Origin of the sequence: Stenotrophomonas sp. S39 (assembly GCF_016624665.1) — a bacterium.
Lineage (GTDB): Bacteria > Pseudomonadota > Gammaproteobacteria > Xanthomonadales > Xanthomonadaceae > Stenotrophomonas.
The window spans coordinates 1-20,673 of record NZ_JACVTT010000018.1 but is presented as its reverse complement, the minus strand read 5'-3'; the positions used below and the strand labels follow the sequence as shown (position 1 = coordinate 20,673).

Sequence of the window (20,673 nt, the reverse complement as noted above, 5' to 3'; positions counted from 1 at the left end):
TTCGAGGACGGACGCATGGCAGCAGTGGGCAGGCAGGGCAGGGCAGGCAGGGCTTCGGCCGGCATCGCGCATGCCATGGCCGTGCTGGCATTGCTGCTGCCGCCGCCGCTGCTGGCGCAGAGCTACCCGAACCCGTTGAACAACACCGCCACGGTGACCGCACCGACCGACGTGGCCGACCCCACGCCGGGCAACAACAGCGCCACCGATACCAACGCCCTGGCCCTGCAGGCGCAGCTGAGCGTGAGCAAGACCCTGGTCAGCGCCAGCCCGGTGGCCGCAGGCGGGCCGGTGCAGTACCGCATCCAGGTGAACAACGCGGGGCCATCGGCGGCCAGCGGCGTGGGCGTGGTCGATACGGTGTCCTCGCTGCTGACCAATGTGGCCTGGACCTGCCAGCCGACCACGGCGGCGTCTTCCTGTGCGCAGCCCAGCGGCAGCGGCAACGCGGTGAACGTGCTGGTCAGCGTGGGCGTGGGTGACAGCGTGGTGCTGCTGGTGAACGGCACGGCGCCGGCCGCGACCCCGGCCACGGTGCCGGCCAACAGCGTTTCGCTGGTGCTGCCGTCGGGTACCACCGACCCGACCCCGGGCGACAACAGCGCCACCACGCCGGCCGTGCCGGTGCAGGCCAACGCGCTGGTCGCGGCCAACGACAGCTTCACCACGCCCGTTTCCTCCACCACCGGTGGCAGCACGCCGACGGTGCTGGGCAACGACACCCTGAACGGCCAGCCGGTGGTCGGCGGCAACCTGATCATTTCGCTGCAGAACGCGCCGGCGGGCTTCACCATCAACAGCGCGGGCGTCATCGCGGTGCCGGCCGGTGCCGCGGCAGGCGCAACGTCGATCGGCTACCAGATCTGCGAGAACGCCTCGCCGACCAACTGCGCCACCGCCACCGCGAGCCTGGTCATCGCGCCGACGGCCGTGGCTGACAGCTACAACGTGAACGCGGGCACCCCATCGCTGACCGGCAACCTCGCCGCCAACGACAACGCGCCGGCCGGCGCCACCTACAGCCAGACCGGTACGCCGGTGGCCGGGGCAACCATCAGCAGCACCGGCACGCTGACCTACGCGCCGGCCGGCAACATCGTCCAGCCCGTGCAGATCAACTACCAGGTGTGCCTGCCTGCGCCGAATGCCAGCGTCTGTTCGACGGCGATCGCATCGGTGGTGGTCGATGCCAACGTGCTGGAGGCCAACGACGATACCTTCGCCGCGCCGCTGCTGCCGGGCGCGGGTGGCACCACGCCCAGCGTGCTGGGCAACGACACCTTCGACACCGCCCCGGTCACGCCGGCGCAGGTGACGCTGAGCCTGGTCGGTGCGCCCAGCGGCTTCTCGATCAATCCCAACGGCACCATCGTCGTGCCGGCCAGCGCTGCTGCGGGTCCGCGGGCGTTGACGTACCAGATGTGCGATGCCAACGCGGCCACCAACTGCGCGACGGCCACTGCCAACCTGGTGGTCAGCCCGGATGCGGTGGACGATGCGGTCAGCACCCCGGGCGGGGGTCGCCCGGTGACCGGCACCCTGTCCGGCAATGACAACTTCGCCAGCGGCTCGGTCTTCACTCTGGGCACCCAGGCCACCCGCGGCACGGCCGTGGTCAATGCCGATGGCACCTTCACCTACACCCCGGCCAACGCGAGTACCGGGCCGGATACCTTCACCTACCAGCTCTGCCTGCCGGCACCGAACGCCACCGTCTGCGATACCGCCATGGTGACCGTGAACGTGGCTGCCAACCAGCTGGCCGCCGCCGACGACCTGTTCGCCACGCCGCTGCAGCCGGGCACCACCACCGCCGTCAGCCTGCTCGGCAACGACACCCTCAACGGCACGGCGGTGGCCCCGGCGGGCGTCAGCCTGGCATTGAGCGGTGCACCGGCCAGCATCACCGCCAACGCTGCCGGCCAGCTGCAGGTGGCCGCCGGTGCCGCAGCGGGCGCCTATGCCTTCACCTACCAGATCTGCGAACTGCCGGGCGGCACCAACTGCGCCACCGCCAACGTGCAGCTGGTCATCGCCCCCGATGCGGTGGACGACAGCTTCACCGCGACCGCGGGCGTGGCTCTGGGCGGCTCCGTGGCCGGCAATGACAACGTGCCTGCGGGTTCGCAGTTCAGCCTGCTGGCTGGCGCCGCACACGGCACGGTCAGCGTCGCTGCCGATGGCGGCTTCAGCTACACCGCGCAGGGCACGTATTCGGGCGCGGACAGCTTCCGCTACCAGGTCTGCCTGCCGGCGCCCAATGGCGGCATCTGCGATGCAGCCACGGTGACGTTGAACGTGGCGGTCGCCGCCGTGGTGGCGGGCAATGACGACTTCACCGCTGCGCCGGTGCCCGGCACCGGCGGCACCACCGCCAGCGTGCTGGCCAACGACACGCTCAACGGTGTGGCGATCGACGCAGCGCAGGCCACCCTGTCGCTGATCAATGCGCCGCCGGCCGGCTTCACGCTGGCGCCCACCGGCGAACTGCAGGTGCCGGCAGGCGCTCCCGCCGGCCCGCTGAGCCTGACCTACCAGCTGTGCCAGGCCGGCACCAGCAACTGCGCCACCGCAACCATCGCCGTGGTGATCGCGCCGCAGGCCGTGGCCGACAGCTTCACCACCCAGGTCGGTCGCGCGGTCAGCGGCAATGTATCGGTGAATGACCGCGTCGCTGCCGGCAGCACCTATGCCGTCACCGGCACCGCGCCGCAGGGGCTGGTGTTCAACGCCGATGGCAGCTTCACCTACACGCCGCCGGCGCAGTTCACCGGCACCACCACCTTCAGCTACCAGGCCTGCCTGGCCGCGCCGTTCAACACCGTCTGCAGCACCGCCACGGCCACCATCAACGTCAACGCCGGCACGCTGGTCGCCAATGACGATGACTTCCGCGGCAGCCTGCTGAATCCGGCCACCGGTGGAACCACCATCAGCGTGCTGGCCAACGACACCATCAACGGTGCGATTCCGCCGGCCCCGGCCGAAGTCATCCTCAGCCTGCTGGGTGCGCCCAGCGGCTACGTGCTCAATCCCAATGGCACGATCTCGGTGCCTGGTGGCGCCGCTGCGGGTGCGGTGAACTTCGGCTACCGCCTGTGCGAGGCCGAGTTGCCGACCAACTGCGATGACGGTGCGGTGCAGCTGCTGCTGGCACCGGTGGCGGTGAATGACAACGTCAGCACCGCGGTGGGCGTGCCGGTCAGCGGCAATGTCGGCAGCAACGACAATGTCCCCGCCGGTGCCACCTTCAGCGTTACCGGCACCGCGCCGGCGGGCCTGGTGCTGGATGCTGGCGGTGCGTTCACCTACACGCCGCCGGCCGGCACGCAGGGCATCGTCACCTTCGCCTACCAGGCCTGCCTGCCGGCGCCGAACGGCACGGTGTGCGCGGGCGCGACGGTTACACTCAACGTCAACGCCGGCACCCTGGTCGCCGGTGATGATGACTTCCGTGCCACGCCGATCGGTGCCGGTGGTGGCAGCACGTTGTCGGTGCTGCTCAACGACAGCCTCAACGGTACCCAGCCGCCGGCATCGGCCGATGTGCTGCTGAGCCTGGTCGGTGCGCCGTCGGGCTTCACCCTGGATGCCAATGGCGTATTGAACGTCGATGCGGGCGTGCCGTCGGGCGCGCTGACGCTGACCTACCAGCTGTGCGAAACCGCGCTGCCGAGCAACTGCGATTCGGCGCAGATCCGACTGGTGGTGTCGCCCACCGCCGTGGCCGATGTGTTCTCCACGCCGGCCGGGCAGCTGCTCTCGGGCAGCGTGGCCAGCAATGACAATGCGCCGGTGGGCGCGGTGTTCACGGTGTCGGGCACCACGCCGGACGGCCTGCAGCTGGGCCGCGACGGCACCTTCCAGTACACGCCGCCGGCCGGTTTCACCGGGCCGGTGAGCTTCAGTTACCAGACCTGCCTGCCGGCACCGGACGGCGCGCTGTGCAGCACGGCCGGGGCGACCATCAACGTCAACGCCGGCACCCTGATGGCGATGGACGACGACTTCAGCGCGACGCCGCTGGCGCCGGGCGCGACCAGCAGCACCAGCGTGCTGGTCAATGACAGCCTCAATGGCAGCGTGCCGCCGCCGGCGGGCAGCATCACCCTGGCCCTGGTGGGCGCGCCGTCGGGCTATGCGCTGACCACGGCCGGCCTGCTGCAGGTGCCCGCCAGCGCCGCCGCCGGCGCCACGGTGCTGAGCTACCAGATCTGCGAAACCGCTGCGCCCAGCAACTGCGCCAGTGCCAGCATCCGCCTGGTGGTGACGCCGTCGGCGCAGAACGACAGCTATTCCACGGCCGCCGGCCAGCCGTTGAACGGCAGTGTCGGTGACAACGACAACGTGCCGGCCGGTGCGGTGTTCACCATCGTCGGCGCCACGCCGGCCGGCCTGAGCTTCGGCGGCGGTGGCAGCTTCACCTACCTGCCGCCGGTCAACGCGGCCAGCCCGGTCACCTTCACCTACCAGGTCTGCCTGCCGGCACCGAACACCGCGCTGTGCGCCACCGCCACGGCCAGCATCAACATCACGGTCGGCAGCCTGGCAGCCAACAACGATGATTTCAGCAGCGCGCCGATCAATCCGGTGACCGGTGGCAGCACGCCGTCGGTGCTGCTCAACGATGCACTGAATGGCAGCACGCCGCCGGCCGCCGCCGATGTGCTGCTGAGCCTGGCTGGTGCACCGGCCGGCATCAGCCTCAACCCGGATGGCACCGTGAGCGTTGCCGCGGGCGTGCCGGCCGGTGGCCGCACGCTGACCTACCAGCTGTGCGAAGCGGCGGCGCCGGGCAACTGCGCCACTGCCACGCTGCGCCTGGTGGTGGCACCGTCGGCCGTCGACGATGCGCTGTCCACGCCGGCCGGCGTGGACCTGGCCAGTTCGGTGGCGGGCAACGACAACGTCGGCAGCGGCGCGCAGTTCAGCGTGGTCGGCACCCCGCCGCCCGGGCTGCAGTTCAACGCCGATGGCAGCTTCATCTTCGCCCCGGCGACGGGCTTCAGCGGTGCGGTCACCTTCAGCTACCAGGTGTGCCTGGCCGCGCCCGACAGCGGCGCCTGCGCCACTGCCACCGCCACCCTCAACGTCAACAGCGGCACCCTGGTCGCGGTGGATGACACCATCACCGCACCGGTTGCTGCTGGCAGCGCCACGTCCAGCGTGCTGGGCAACGACACGCTCAACGGCGCGACGCCGGCGGCGGACGAGGTGGTGCTCAGCCTGGTCGGTGCACCGTCCGGTTTCTCGATTGCCGCCGATGGCACGATCGCCGTGGCCACCGGCACCGCATCGGGCGCCACCTCGCTGACCTACCAGGTCTGCGAAGCGGCCGCCACGACCAACTGCGCCACTGCCAACGTGGCCCTGGTGGTCGCGCCGGCGCCGGCCAACGACGCCTTCGCCGTGCAGGCGGGCCTGTCGGTCACCGCCAACGTGGCCAGCAACGACGGCATGCCGGTGGGCTCGACCTTCGCCGTGCAGGGCACGCCGCCGGCCGGCGTGACCTTCAACGCTGATGGCAGCTTCACCTATGCGCCGCCGGCCGGCACCACCAGCCCCACCAGCTTCGTCTACCAGGCCTGCCTGCCCGCGCCGAACAGTGCGGTATGCGCGACCGCCACGGCGACGCTGAACATCAACAACGGTGCCCTGCTGGCCAACAACGACAGCTTCGGTGCGATCGCGCCGGGTGCTGCCACCGCCAGCGTGCTGGCCAACGACACCCTCAATGGCATCAGCCCGCCGGCACCGGCCAATGTGGCACTGACGCTGGTGGGCGCACCGGCCGGTTTCAGCATCAGCCCCACCGGCACGGTGTCGGTGCCGGCCGATGCGGCCAGTGGCGCCACCACGCTGACCTACCAGGTGTGCGAAACGGCGGCGGCCAACAACTGCGCCACCGCCAGCATCGCACTGGTGGTGCGGCCGACGCCGCAGAACGACACCATCAGCGTGCAGGCCGGCCAGGCCAATACCGGCAACGTCGCCGGCAATGACGCGATGCCCGCCGGTTCCACCTGGAACGTGCCGTCGCCGCCGCAGGGCCTGGTGTTCAATGCCAATGGCAGCTTCACCTACACGCCGCCGGCGGGCACCCTGGGCCCGGTCACCTTCAGCTACCAGGCCTGCCTGCCCGCGCCGGATGCCGCGGTGTGCGGCACCGCCACGGCAACCCTCACCATCGCCGTCAGTGCCATCGTCGCCACCGACGATGCGTTCGCCGCGCCGCTGACGGCCGGCTCGGTGACGCCCAGCGTGCTGGCCAACGACGTCCTCAACGGCGTCACCCCGCCGCCGTCGGCGGCCGTGCAGCTGCTGCTGGTGGCGCCGCCGGCCGGCTTCATCATCAACAACGATGGCAGCGTGCAGATTCCGGCCAGCGCGCCGGCCGGCGCCACCACGCTGACCTACCAGCTGTGCGAGACCGCATCGCCGACCAACTGCGCCACCGCGGCCATCACCTTCGTGGTGACCCCGGCGCCGCAGGCCGATGCGTTCGCGGTGCAGGCCGGCGCGAGCCTGACCGGTGCCAGCGTGGCCACCAACGACAACCTGCCGGCGGGCTCCAGCTGGGCCGTGCAGGGCACCCCGCCGGCCGGGCTGGCGTTCACTGCCGATGGCAGCTTCAGCTACACGCCGCCGGTGGGCACCCTCGGGGCGGTCACCTTCACCTACCAGGCCTGCCTGCCGGCGCCCAACACGGCGGTGTGCAGCACCGCTACGGCCACCATCAACGTCAACACCGGCACCCTGGCCGCCGCCAACGACAGCTTCAGCGGCATCGCGGCCGGCGGCACCACGGCCAGCGTGCTGGCCAACGACAGCCTCAACGGCACGCCGCCGGTGGCCGCCAGCGTGCAGCTCAGCCTGGTCGGCGCGCCGGCCGGCTTCGTCATCAATCCCGACGGCACCATCGCCGTGCCGGGTGGCGTGCTGTCCGGCGCCACCACGCTGACCTACCAGATCTGCGAAGCTGCCGCGCCGAGCAACTGCGACACCGCTACGGTGGCGCTGGTGATCACCCCCTCGCCGCAGGCCGATGCCTATTCGGTGCTGGCGGCGGGCACCATCAGCAACGGCAACGTGGCCGCCAACGACAACCTGCCCACCGGCTCGCAGTTCTCGGTGCAGGGCACCGTGCCGGCCGGCCTGTCCTTCAACAACGATGGCAGCTTCACCTACACGGCGCCGGCCAATACGCCCAGCCCGGTGACCTTCACCTACCAGGCCTGCCTGCCTGCGCCGGATGCGGCGCTGTGCGGCACGGCCACGGTGACGCTCAACATCAACGACGGCACGCTGGCGGCGGCCGATGACAGCTTCACCGTCGCGCCGGGCGGCAGCACCGGTACCAGCGTGCTGGCCAACGACTCGCTCCACAACGTTTCGCCGCCCGCCGCCGGTACGGTGCTGGTCAGCCTGGTCGGCGCGCCGGCCGGCTTCGTGCTCGCGGCCGATGGCGTGCTGACCGTGCCTGCCGGCATCGTGTCCGGCCCGCTGACCCTGACGTACCAGGCCTGCGAAGCGGCATCGGCCGGCAACTGCGACACTGCCAGCATCGCGCTGGTGATCCTGCCGGCACCGCAGGCCGATGTGTTCGGCGTGCAGGCCGGGCAGGTGCTGTCGGCCAGCGTGGCCGGCAACGACAACATGCCGGCCGGTTCCAGCTGGACGGTGCAGGGCGCCACGCCGGCCGGCCTGGTGTTCAACACCGATGGCAGCTTCAACTACACGCCGCCGAGCGGCGTCACCGGCGCGGTCACCTTCCTCTACCAGGCTTGCCTGGCCGCACCGAATGCTGCGAGCTGCGCCACCGCGCAGGCCACGCTGAACGTCAGCAACGGCACCCTGCTGGCCGGTGACGACACGCTGGCCGGCATTGCCCCGGGCGGCACGTCCGCCGCCAGTGTGCTGGCCAACGATTCGCTCAACGGCGTCAGCCCGCCTGCGCCGGGCGACGTGGTGCTGAGCCTGGTCGGTGCACCGGCCGCGTTCACCCTCAATCCGAACGGCACCATCACCGCGGGCAGCGGTGCGATGTCCGGCCCGACCACGCTGACCTACCAGATCTGCGAAGCCGTGGCGCCGGGCAACTGTGCCAATGCCAGCGTCACCGTGGTGGTCAACCCGGCGCCGCAGGACGATGCCGCCGCCGTGCAGGTGGGGCAGAGCCTCAGCGCCAGCGTGGCCAGCAACGACAACATGCCGGCCGGTTCCAGCTGGAGCCTGCCGGGCACGCCGCCGGCCGGTTTCAGCTTCAACGCCGATGGCAGCTACACCTATGCGCCGCCGGCCGGGACCAGCGGTCCGGTGGTGGTGGCCTACCAGGTCTGCCTGCCGGCACCCAACGCCAACCTGTGTGGCACCGCCACGCTCACCCTCAACATCAACAACGGCGCCCTGGTCGCCGCCGATGACACCCTGTCCGGTGTGGTCGCCGGCAGCACCTCCAGCGCCAGCGTGCTGGCCAATGATTCGCTCAATGGTGTGTCGCCGCCGGCCGATGCCACGGTGGTGTTGAGCCTGGTCGGCGCGCCGGCCGGCTATGCGATCACCCCGCAGGGCACGATCAGCGTGCCGTCCAGCGCGGTCTCCGGCCCGGTCACCCTGACCTACCAGATCTGCGAAGCCGCTGCGGCCAACAACTGCGACACCGCCAGCGTCATCGTGGTGGTCCGTCCGTCGCCGCAGCCGGATGCCTTTGCCGTGCAGGTCGGGCAGACGCTGTCGGACAGCGTGGCGGGCAACGACAACGTGCCGCCGGGTGCGCAGTACAGCGTGCAGGGCACCGCGCCGGATGGCCTGGTGATGACCGCCACCGGTGCCTTCACCTACACGCCGCCGCCGGGCCGCCTGGGCGTGGTCACCTTCGACTACCAGGTCTGCCTGCCTGCGCCGAACGCGGCAGTCTGTGGCGTCACGACCGCCACCCTCACGATCAACAACGGCACCCTCGTGGCCGGCGACGACAGCTTCAGCAACATCGCGCCGGGCAGCACCGTGGGCACCAGCGTGCTGGCCAACGATTCGCTCAACGGCGTGTCGCCGCCGGCTGCCGGTACGGTGACGCTGGCCCTGGTCGGGGCACCGGCCGGCTTCTCGATCAGTGCCGATGGCCTGGTCACCGTGGGCACCGGCGTGCAGTCCGGCCCGACCACGCTGACCTACCGGATCTGCGAGGCCGCCTCGCCGGCCAACTGCGACACCGCCAGCGTGCTGGTGGTGGTCAGCCCGGCGCCGCAGCCGGATGCCTTCGCCGTGCAGGCCGGGCAGACGCTGGCCAACAGCGTGGCCGGCAACGACAACATGCCGGTGGGTTCCACCTGGAGCGTGCAGGGCACCGCACCGGCCGGGCTGACCTTCGACGCCAATGGCAGCTTCACCTATGCACCGCCGGTCGGCACCGCCGGGCCGATCACGGTGACCTACCAGGCCTGCCTGCCGGCACCGGACGCGGCACTGTGCGGCACCACCACGTTCACCCTCAACATCAACAACGGTGACCTGGTGGCTGGCGATGACGTCATCAGCGGCGTGGTTGCCGGTGGCACGTCGGCCGCCAGCGTGCTGGCCAATGACCGCCTCAATGGCGCCAGCCCGGCCCCGGCGGCCGATGTGCGGCTGTCGCTGGTGGGCGCACCGGCCGGCTTCACCCTCAACCCGGATGGCACGATCAGTGTCGGCAGCGGCGTGCTGGCCGGTTCCACCACGCTGCGCTACCAGCTGTGCGAAGCGGCGGCGGCCAACAACTGCGATACCGCCAGTGTCACCGTGGTGGTCAGCCCGACGCCGCAGGCCGATGCGTTCTCGGTGCAGGCCGGCCAGCAGCTGGTCAACAACGTGGCCGGCAACGACAACATGCCGGCCGGTTCGACCTGGAGCCTGCAGGGCACGGCGCCGACCGGCCTGGTGTTCAACGCCGATGGCAGCTTCAGCTACACGCCGCCGGCCGGCACCCTCGGTGCCGTGACCTTCAGCTACCAGGCCTGCCTGCCGGCGCCGAACGGCAGCGTCTGCGGCACCGCGACGGTCACCCTCAACGTCAACACCGGCACGCTGCTGGCCGGCGATGACAGCTTCAGCAACATCGCCCCGGGCACGGCTACACCCAGCGTGCTCGGCAACGATGCGCTCAATGGCGTGACGCCGCCGCCGGCTGCGTCGGTGTCGCTGAGCCTGGTGGGTGCGCCCACCGGCTTCGGCATCAATCCCGATGGCACGATCAGCGTCGGCAGCGGCGTGGTGTCGGGCAGCACCACGCTCACCTATCAGATCTGCGAAGTGGCGGCGTCCAGCAACTGCGCCACCGCCAGCGTCAACGTGGTGGTGAGCCCGGCACCGCAGGCCGATGCCTTCAGCGTGCAGGCAGGGCAGTCGGTGAACAACAACGTGGCCGGCAATGACAACATGCCGGCCGGCTCGACCTGGAGCGTGCAGGGCACCGCGCCGGCGGGCCTTGTGTTCAACAGCGACGGCAGCTTCAGCTACACGCCGCCGTCGGGCACGACCGGCCCGGTCAGCTTCACCTACCAGGCCTGCCTGCCAGCACCGGATGCGGCGCTGTGCGGCACCGCGACGGTCACCCTCAACGTCAACAGCGGCACCCTGGTGGCGGGCAACGACAGCTTCACCGGTATCGCCCCGGGCACCGCCACGCCCAGCGTGCTGGCCAACGATTCGCTCAATGGCGTGTCGCCGCCGGCCGCTGGCAGCGTCACCGTCAGCCTGGTCGGTGCACCGGCCGGCTTCACCATCGCCGCCGACGGCACGATCAGCGTCGGTACCGGCGTCACTGCAGGCACCACCACGTTGACCTACCAGGTCTGCGAAGCGGCGGCCTCGAGCAACTGCGCCACCGCCACGGTGACCGTGGTGGTCAGCCCGACGCCGCAGCCCGATGCCTTCAGCGTGCAGGCCGGGCAGGTGCTCTCCAACACGGTGGCGGGCAACGACAGCATGCCGGCCGGCTCCAGCTTCAGCGTGCAGGGCGCGACGCCGGCCGGGCTGGTGTTCAACACCGACGGCAGCTTCACCTATGCGCCGCCGGCCGGCACCACCGGCGTGGTCGGCTTCACCTACCAGACCTGCCTGCCCGCACCGAATGCGGCGCTGTGCAACACCGCCACGGTCAGCTTCAACATCGGCACCGGCACGCTGCTGGCGGCCAATGACAGCTTCAGCGGCATCGCCCCGGGCGGTACCACGTCCAGCGTGCTGGCCAATGACTCGCTCAATGGCGTGTCGCCGCCAGCCGCCGGGACGGTGACGCTGGGCCTGGTGGGGGCGCCGGCCGGCTTCGCCATCAATGGCGATGGCACCATCAGCATCGGCGGTGGCGTCACCTCCGGGGCCACCACGCTGACCTACCGCGTGTGTGAAGCGGCAGCGCCCAGCAACTGCGCCACCGCCACGGTCAACGTGGTGGTCAGCCCCGTACCGCAGGCGGATGCGTTCAGCGTGCAGGCCGGGCAGACGGTGTCGAACTCGGTGGCCGGCAACGACAACCTGCCGGCCGGCTCGACCTGGAGCCTGCAGGGCACCGCGCCTGCCGGCCTGGTGTTCAACGCCGATGGCAGCTTCACCTACCAGCCCCCGGTGGGCACCACCGGTGCGGTCACCTTTACCTACCAGGCCTGCCTGCCGGCACCGGATGCGGCGCTGTGCGGCACCGCCACGGTCACCCTCAACGTCAACACCGGCACCCTGGTGGCCGGCGATGACAGCTTCCCCGGCATCGCTCCGGGCGGCACCACGCCCAGCGTGCTCGGCAACGACTCGCTCAATGGCGTCACCCCGCCGCCGGCGAACACGGTGACCCTGGGCCTGGTCGGCGCGCCGGCCGGCATCAGCATCAACCCCGATGGCACGATCAGCATCGGCAGCGGCGTGCCGTCCGGTCCGACCAGCATCACCTACCAGGTGTGCGAAGTGGCCGCGCCCAGCAACTGCGCCAACGCAACGGTGAGCGTGGTGGTCAGCCCGGCGCCGCAGCCGGATGCCTACAGCGTGCGCGCGGGCCAGGTGCTGTCGAACACGGTGGCGGGCAACGACAACATGCCGGCCGGTTCGACCTGGAGCGTGCAGGGCGCAACGCCGCCGGGCCTGGTGTTCAACGCCGATGGCAGCTTCACCTACACGCCGCCGGCCGGCACCCTCGGCGCGGTCACCTTTACCTACCAGGTGTGCCTGCCGGCACCGAATGCCGCGCAGTGCGGCACCGCGTTGGTCACCCTCAACGTCAACACCGGCACCCTGGTGGCGGGTGATGACAGCTTCAGCGGCATCGCCCCGGGCGGCACCACGCCCAGCGTGCTGGGCAACGACTCGCTCAACGGCACCTCGCCGCCGGCGGCCGGCACCGTCACCCTGACCCTGGTGGGCGCACCGGCCGGCTTCGGCATCAACCCGGACGGCACGATCAGCATCGGCACCGGCGTCACGTCCGGGCCGACCACGGTCACCTACCAGGTCTGCGAAGTGGCCGCGCCCGGCAACTGCGCCACCGCCAGCGTGACCGTGGTGGTCAGCCCCGCGCCGCAGCCGGATGCCTTCAGCGTGCAGGCCGGGCAGACCCTGGCCAACAGCGTGGCCAGCAACGACAACATGCCGGCCGGTTCGGTGTGGAGCGTGCAGGGCGCGGCCCCGGCGGGCCTGCAGTTCAACGCCGATGGCAGCTTCACCTACACGCCGCCGGTGGGTACCAGCGGGCCGGTCAGCTTCACCTACCAAGTCTGCCTGCCCGCGCCGAACGCGGCCCTGTGCAGCACGGCCACCGTCACCTTCAACGTGGGTGGCGCGGCCAACGTGGTGCTGGCGGTGAACGATGACTTCAGCAGCACGCCGGTCGATCCCTCGGTGGGCGGCACCATCGCCCGCTCGGTGCTGGACAACGACAGCTTCAACAACGTCTCGCCGCCGCCGGTGGGCAGCGTGGTGGCCAGCCTGACCGGCAGCACGCCGGGCTACACCATGAACAACCAGGGCCAGATCATGGTGGCCCCGGGCGTACAGGCCGGGCAGGTGCAGCTGGCCTACCAGCTGTGCGAGAACGGCGTGCCGACCAACTGCACCACCGCCATCGCCACCGTGCTGGTGCAGGGCCCGGTGGGCGCACTGCTGGCGGTGGATGACACGGGTGGCCCGGTCGGGCCGGAAGGGCGCACCCGCCTGCTGAACGTGTTCGCCAACGACACCTTCAACAGCGCCGCGCTCGACCCGGCCCAGGTCAACTTCGTGCCGGTGGCCACCAATGCACTGACCTTCAGCGCCGATGGCTGGGTGGACGTGGCTGCGGGCCTGGCGCCGGGCAGCTACAGCACCACCTACACGCTGTGCCTGGTCAACCAGCCCACCGTCTGCGACGTCGGTACCGTCACCGTGACCGTCATCGCCGCCGAGCCGGGCGTGGTGGCCGAGGATGACCGCATCGACATGCCGCAGAACGGCGTGGTGGACATCGACGTGCTCGGCAACGACCGCGTGGATGGCACGCCAGTGGATCCGGCCACGGTCACTGTCACCATCACCGCGCCGCCGCCGTATGGCGATGCCACGGTGCTGCCGAACAAGCACATCCGCTTCGCGGTGCTGGCCAACTTCGCCGGTATCCAGAGCCTGGATTACCAGGTCTGCGATGTCGCCGATCCGTCGATTTGTGCCAGCGCATCGGTGGCCATCGTCGTCGAGCCGAACGTGCTGACCCTGGTCGATGACGCGGTGACTGCCGAAACCAGCGGCCCGCTGCTGATCAACGTGCTGGCCAACGACACCACCCGCAGCGCGCCGCTGGACCCGGCCTCGCTGCAGGTGGCGGCCGCGCCCGCGCATGGCACCGTGCAGTGCGCCAACGGGGTGTGCACGTACACGCCGGCCGCGGACTTCAGCGGAACCGACAGCTTCCGCTACCGCGTCTGCGACCTGAGCGTGCCGACCCCGTTGTGCGCCGAAGCCAACGTGGCGGTGACCGTGGCCGGCCAGCAGGCCGTGCTGCGCCTGACCAAGGTGGCCGCCAAGCGCAGTGCGCAGATCGGCGACCTGGTGCGCTACACCGTCACCATCGACAACGTGGGCGAGGTCGATGCCAACGGTGCCACGCTGCTGGATACGCTGCCGCCGGGCTTCACCTTCGTCAGTGGTGGCTTCGCGGTGCGCGATGCCGACAACGATGCGCGCACCAGTGGCGTGCAGCCGCTGCGCATCGACGGCATCGACGTGCCGGTGGGCGAGCGCGCCACGGTGGTGTACTACCTGCGCGTCGGCGCAGGTACCGGCACCGGCGTACACACCAACCGCATCACCGCCATCGACGGGCAGAACCGCAGCATCGGCAACGTGGCCACGGCCGACGTCGATGTCAGCGTGGATCCGCTGCTGGATGAAAGCCTGATCATCGGCAGCGTGTTCGACGACCGCAACGGCAACGGCATCCAGGACGACGGCGAACGCGGCATCCCGGGCGTGCGCGTAGCGGCGGTGGAAGGCCTGGTGATGGAAACCGATGCGTTCGGGCGCTACCACCTGGTCGGCATCCCGGGCGGCGAAGCACGCGGCCGCAACTTCATCCTCAAGGTCGATCCGTCGACGCTGCCGGCCGGTGCGCGCTTCACCACGCCCAACCCGCTGGTACGGCGCATCACCCCCGGCCTGCCGGCACGCTTCGACTTCGGCGTGCACATGCCCGACGGTGCGCTGAGCCGCGAAGGTACGCCTGCCGCCGTGATGCCCCGCCCGGCGCGGGTGGAACTGGGCCAGGCGCTGTTCGCGCCGGGCAGCGCCACGCTGGCCGCCGACCGCGCCAGCGTGCTGGACAAGGCCGCCCAGGCACTGCTGGCGCGCGGCGGTGGCCGCGTGCTGCTGGTCGCCACGGCGGGCGAGGAAGCCCTGGCCCAGCAGCGTGCGCAGGCGGTGCGTGGCGCACTGGCCAGCCGCCTGCCGGCCGACGTCGCCGCCGCCACCCGCATCGAGGTGCATGGCGGCGATGGCCGCGTCCTGCAGCAACTGACGATCGAACCGCCCAGCGGGCCACCGCCGGCCGGCCCCAACAGCGGGGAGGGGCGCTGAGATGAAGACCCACCACCGGAGCCCTGCCCTGATCGTGCGAGCCCTGCTTCCCCATGCGATGTCCTGCAGCGTGTTCGCCCTGCTGCTGGCCGCTCCCCCGGTACTGGCCCAGCAGGCCGCGCCGATGGCATCCAGCGACGTGCGCTGCGAGGGTGACACCTGCCGCAGCGACGACGGCGAACTGCTGCGGATCGGTGATGACGCCGACACGCCGCTGCTGCCACTGCCGGGCCAAGCCGATCCGTCCGCCGCCGGCAGCGTGCCGCTGGCACCGGCGGTCACCCCGGACGTGTCCGCGCGCGGGGGCCAGTTCATGGCCGAACTGCCCAACGGCGGCGTGGTGTGGGCCACCGAAGACCCGAGCATGGTGCCACCCAGCCTGAGCGTGCAGGCCGCCGCCACCGTACCGTTCGAAAACGGCCGGGTGATCCGCCCCCTGCGCTTCCACAGCTACAACAACTACGCCTCCTTCATCGAGAAGCTGGAAGTCACCCTGTACCGCGGCACCGACACCGACCTGGTGACGCCGCTGGCGCGCATCGAGCTGCCGTCCGACTACGTGGGCGATGCCGAGTGGGATGGCACGGTGCCGGAACAGTTCAAGCTGCGTACCGGCGATGAACTGATCTACGTGGCGCGCGCGTACGGCGCCGGCGGTTCGTTTGATGAAACGCAGATCCAGCGCATCCAGCTGGTCACCCCGGCCGACTTCGACCGTGGCCTGCAGGTGACCCGCGACAACGTGCAGAAGACCCTGGGCCAGGCGCTGGACGGGGCCAGCGCACAGGACCTGCAGGTCAGCAACAGCATCTACGGGCAGAGCATGCTGCGCCTGCAGAACATTCCCATCCACGGCTCGCGCGTGCGCCTGTACGGCCGCAACCTGGAACCCAACAGCCGGGTGCGCATCAACGGCCAGGATTTCCCGGTCGACCTGGAGCAGAAGTTCGCTGCCGAGTTCCTGGAGCCGGTCGGCCAGCACCGCTATGACGTGCGGGTGGAATCGCGCGATGCACCGTCCGCGCAGCGCCAGCTGGACGTGGACGTGACCGGACGCTACCTGTTCCTGGTCGCCATCGCCGATGTCACCTTGTCGAAGAACAGTGCCAGCGGCAACGTGCAGCCGCTGGCCGCCGATGACCGCGACACCGATGGCTTCCTCAGCGAAGGCCGGCTGGCGTTCTACCTGAAGGGCAAGATGCGCGGCAAGTACCTGGTGACGGCGCAGGCCGACACCCAGGACCGTGAACTGAAGTACCTGTTCCGCGATTTCAGCCGCGCCGATGCGCAGGATGTGTTCCGCCGCCTCGATCCGGACCTGTACTACCCGGTGTACGGTGATGACTCCACCACCTACCGCGACGTCGATACCCAGGGCCGCCTGTACCTGCGCGTGGACTGGGACCAGAGCCAGGCCCTGTGGGGCAACTTCGCCACCGGCATCACCGGCACCGAATACGGCCAGTACGTGCGTTCGCTGTACGGCGGCGCGTTGAACTGGCGTTCGCTGTCGGCCACGCCGCTGGGCGAAGCGCGTTCGCAGTTGAAGGTGTTCGGCTCGGAAGCGCAGTCGGCGCCGGGCCACAGCGAATTCCTCGGCACGGGCGGCAGCCTGTACTACCTGCGCCACACCGATCTGCTGCCGGGCTCGGAACAGGTGGTGCTGGAAGTGCGCGACCGCACCACCGGCCGCACCGAAACCCGCGCCACCCTGCAGGAAGGCGTGGACTACGAGATCGACGACCTGCAGGGCCGGCTGATCCTGACCCGCCCGCTGGCGCAGCTGACCCGCGAGAACGTGCGCAGCATCACCCGCGACATGCCGCTGGATGGCTACGACCAGCTGCTGCTGGTGGACTACGAATACGTGCCGCTGGGCTTCAGCAGCGACGATGTGACCTATGGCGCGCGCGGCCGCCAGTGGATCGGCGATCACGTCGCGGTGGGCGGCACCTGGGTGGAAGAGAACCGCAGCGGCGAGAACTACAGCCTGAAGGGTGCCGACCTGACCCTGCAGGCCGGCCGCGGCACCTACCTGAAGATGGAACAGACCCGCACCGATGCCACCGCAGCGCCGGTGTTCTATTCGGACAACGGCGGCCTCAGCTTCATCCGCCGCAACCCCTATGAAGGCCGCCGTTCGGGCAAGGCCTCGGCGGTGGAAGCCCGCGCCAACCTGCGCGAGCTGGGCTGGACCAGCCAGGACTGGAGCCTGGGCGCATGGTGGCGCGACGTCGACGCTGGTTTCTCGGTGGCACGCCAGGACACCGGCCTGCCGATCCAGGAATACGGCGCGGAATTCCTCGGCTACCTCACCGATGATTTCAGCCTGTACGGCCGCCACACCCGCACCGAGCAGGGCGAACTGGCGCTGGAGCAGAGCCAGCTGACCGCCGAATGGCGGCTGGGCAACGATGGCCAGCTGACCGGCGAACTGCGCCGGGTGCGCGAGGAACAGGAACTGCAGGACGTCTCGGCGCTGCTGGCGGCGATCGGCTACCGGCAGCGCTTCGGTTCCTCGTGGGAGCTGTACGGCACCGGCCAGGTGACCCTGGACGATGACGGCGGCGCTTATGAGAAGAACGACCTGCTGACCCTGGGCGCGCGCTACCTGTTTGGCGACCGCAGCAGCGTGGGTGCCGAACTCAGTGGCGGCAGCCGCGGCCATGGCGGCAAGGTCGATGCCGAGTACCGCATGGCGCCCGACCACAGCCTCTACGGCAGCTACAGCTACAGCACCGACCGCACCGGCACCGATCCGTTGTTCGACAGCGGCCTGCAGAGCGGCTGGACGGTCGGCCAGCGCTGGCGCCTGAGCAACCAGGTGAACGTCTACAACGAAAGCCAGTACCTGAAGGACCGCCGGCAGGACAGCGCGGGGCTGGTGCACACCTTCGGCATGGATTTCTATCCGGCGCAGGGCTGGAACCTGGGCTTCACCCTGATGGATGGCGAGCTGGAATCCACCGTCGGCCGCATCAACCGCCGCGCGTACAGCGTCAGCGGTGGCCGCACCGATGCGGTGGCGCAGTGGAACAGCAAGCTGGAGTACCGCCGCGACAGCGGTGCCGAGCAGCGCGAGCAGTGGGTGACCACCAACCGCCTGCTGTACAAGCTCAACGAGGACTGGCGCTTCGCCCTGCGCGCCAACTACGCCGATACCCAGGACCGGATCAACCCGGTGGCCGATGCCAAGCTGGTGGAGACCAACGTCGGCTTCGCCTGGCGCCCGCACGACAACACGCGCTGGGCCGGCTTCGGCAAGTTCACCTACCTCTATGACGTGGCCTCGCTGGGGCAGGAAGGTGGCAACCTGTACGACCAGCGCTCGCAGGTGCTGTCGCTGGAAGGCATCCGCCAGATCGGCGAGCGCTGGGAGATGGCCGCCAAGCTGGCCTCGCGCTGGGGCGACTACCGGACCGGTCGTGGCGAGGGCGCCTGGCTGGACAGCCGCGCCGACTTCGCGGCCCTGCAGCTGCGCTACCGCCTGTTCGCGCAGTGGGAGGGGCTGGCCGAGCACCGCTGGCTGAAGGTGCGCGACGGCGGCGTGCGCAAGGGCTGGCTGCTGGGCGTGGACCGCCGCGTGGGCGAGAACTTCAAGGTGGGCGTAGGCTACAACTTCACCGAGTTCAGCGACGACATGACCGAGCTGAAGTACGACCAGAAGGGCTTCTTCCTGAACATGGCCGGGTACTATTAGCGTCGCCTGCCACGCATGGCGTGGCACTACCGGGGTGGCGGATGTGGCCGTTTGCCTGGCTGGGCTGAACGACCGGCAACATTGCCGGGCTGAATGGGGTGGGCCGATGGGATTTTGCGGCCCAAAACGACCATTCATGCACTTTGTTCGGGGCAAGTAATTGATTTTGCTTGTATTCGACCATGGTCGAGCCTGCTCGCCATTGTCATCAATACGCGATAGGGTAGGGATGTTGAATCGCCCATTGTTCCGTTGACGGAACACTGGAACTTCCTCCCGCTTTAGCAGTCCAAAAGCCGGACTGCTAAGATGAGCCCCTATGAGCCAGAACACCTCTACTGCCCTTGTGGCAAACAATCTCCCGATTCCCAGTGCGCTCGGTTCGCTGGACGCCTACATCGGTGCCGTGCACCAGATTCCGGTGCTGTCGGTCGATGACGAACAGGACCTGGCCCGTCGTTTCCGCGACGGTGACGATCTGGACGCCGCACGTGAGCTGGTGCATTCGCACCTGCGCTTCGTGGTGCACGTGGCCCGCGGTTACAACGGCTACGGTCTTGCGCTGGGCGACCTGATCCAGGAAGGCAACATCGGCCTGATGAAGGCGGTCAAGCGCTTCGACCCGGACATGGGCGTGCGCCTGGTGTCCTTCGCCGTGCATTGGATCCGTGCAGAGATGCACGAGTTCATCCTCAAGAACTGGCGCATCGTCAAGGTCGCCACGACCAAGGCGCAGCGCAAGCTGTTCTTCAACCTGCGCAAGTCGAAGACGCGCCTGGGCTGGATGAACGCGGCCGAAGTCAGCGCCGTGGCCAAGGACCTGAACGTGTCCGAGCGCGAGGTCATGGAAATGGAGTCGCGCCTGTCCGGCCGCGATATCGGTTTCGATGCACCGACCGACGAGGACAACGACCACGCCCCGCCGTCGCCGGCTGCGTTCCTGGTGTCCAACGACGAAGATCCGTCGATGGCCTACGAGCGTGAAGACAGCGAAGACAACCAGATGCAGCTGCTGCGCGAAGGCCTGGCCGAGCTGGATGCACGCTCGCGCGACATCATCCGCCGCCGCTGGCTGGATGCCGACAGCAAGGTGACGCTGCAGGAACTGGCCGATGAGTACGGCGTGTCCGCCGAGCGCATCCGCCAGGTCGAAGCGAACGCGCTGAAGAAGATGAAGGCGCTGTTCACCGCGTAAGCGGGAAGACGTTGGAATGAAGAAGGGCCCGGCAATGCCGGGCCTTTCTTGTTTGTGGGGCGCGCGCATCCACGCATGGCGTGGATCTACCCCGGCGGTACGGCATCCGTGGACCCACACCAGACGTGGCGATACGGCATCCAGTAGAGCCACGCCACGCGTGGCTGCTCTGCGACCGTGCCGTGACGCGATCATCTTCAGAAGCGCGACTGGACTGCCTCGATCAGGTCACCGACCGACAGCGACGGGCATTGCCCGAAGTCCACGGAATCGAATGTCGCAAGACGTGCCATGACCTGCAGTTCTCCGCGCAGTGCGGAGTACTGGATGGCAGTGGCGGGGGTGGCAACGCGCCTGTAGTCATGGCCGGTCCAGTCGTAGACGTGGATGCCGCGCGAGGCCATGGCCAGATAGTCATCAGGCCGGGGAAGCGTCACGTGCATCACGGCGTCCCCAACCACGGGAAGGTCCACCAGCATCGTCTCAACCTGGAGGATGTCCACGACGGCGTCTGCCAGAAGCACGGCCGGGATCTCGCCTTTGCCCGCAGTGACGAAGGCGGCAACCGCACCCGTGCGGTCCACGCCCAGCCATGTGCAATCGATGTCTTCGGGATAGTCCTGCAGATGGGGCATGTCGCCAACTCCTGATGCCGGGGCTTCATCCACGCATGGCGTGGATCTACCCCGGCGGTACGGCATCCGTGGACCCA

4 protein-coding genes are annotated in these 20,673 nt (G+C 69.6%); 3 read left to right on the top strand and 1 reads right to left on the bottom strand.

The annotated features are described in order from the left end of the window. Positions 1-15 precede the first annotated feature (15 nt). The 3 genes from IAE41_RS07080 (at position 16) to rpoH (ending at position 19,961) form a co-directional block, all read left to right on the top strand. The gene (locus tag IAE41_RS07080) at positions 16-15,066 is read left to right on the top strand and encodes an Ig-like domain-containing protein (RefSeq protein WP_200732582.1); all 15,051 of its coding nucleotides are present in this window, start codon (positions 16-18) and stop codon (positions 15,064-15,066) included. A gap of 1 nt (position 15,067) precedes the next feature. Next, the gene (locus IAE41_RS07075) at positions 15,068-18,766 is read left to right on the top strand and encodes a TonB-dependent receptor (RefSeq protein ID WP_234458357.1); all 3,699 of its coding nucleotides are present in this window, start codon (positions 15,068-15,070) and stop codon (positions 18,764-18,766) included. A gap of 319 nt (positions 18,767-19,085) precedes the next feature. Beyond that, positions 19,086-19,961, top strand: coding sequence for an RNA polymerase sigma factor RpoH (rpoH, locus tag IAE41_RS07070; RefSeq protein ID WP_079223786.1), 876 nt, complete (start codon positions 19,086-19,088; stop codon positions 19,959-19,961). A gap of 197 nt (positions 19,962-20,158) precedes the next feature. On the opposite strand, the gene IAE41_RS07065 is transcribed toward rpoH, so the two are convergent. Then, positions 20,159-20,596 (bottom strand): hypothetical protein, encoded by a 438-nt coding sequence (locus IAE41_RS07065; RefSeq protein ID WP_200732581.1) that lies wholly within the window; start codon positions 20,594-20,596, stop codon positions 20,159-20,161. Between the last annotated feature and the right edge of the window lie 77 nt (positions 20,597-20,673).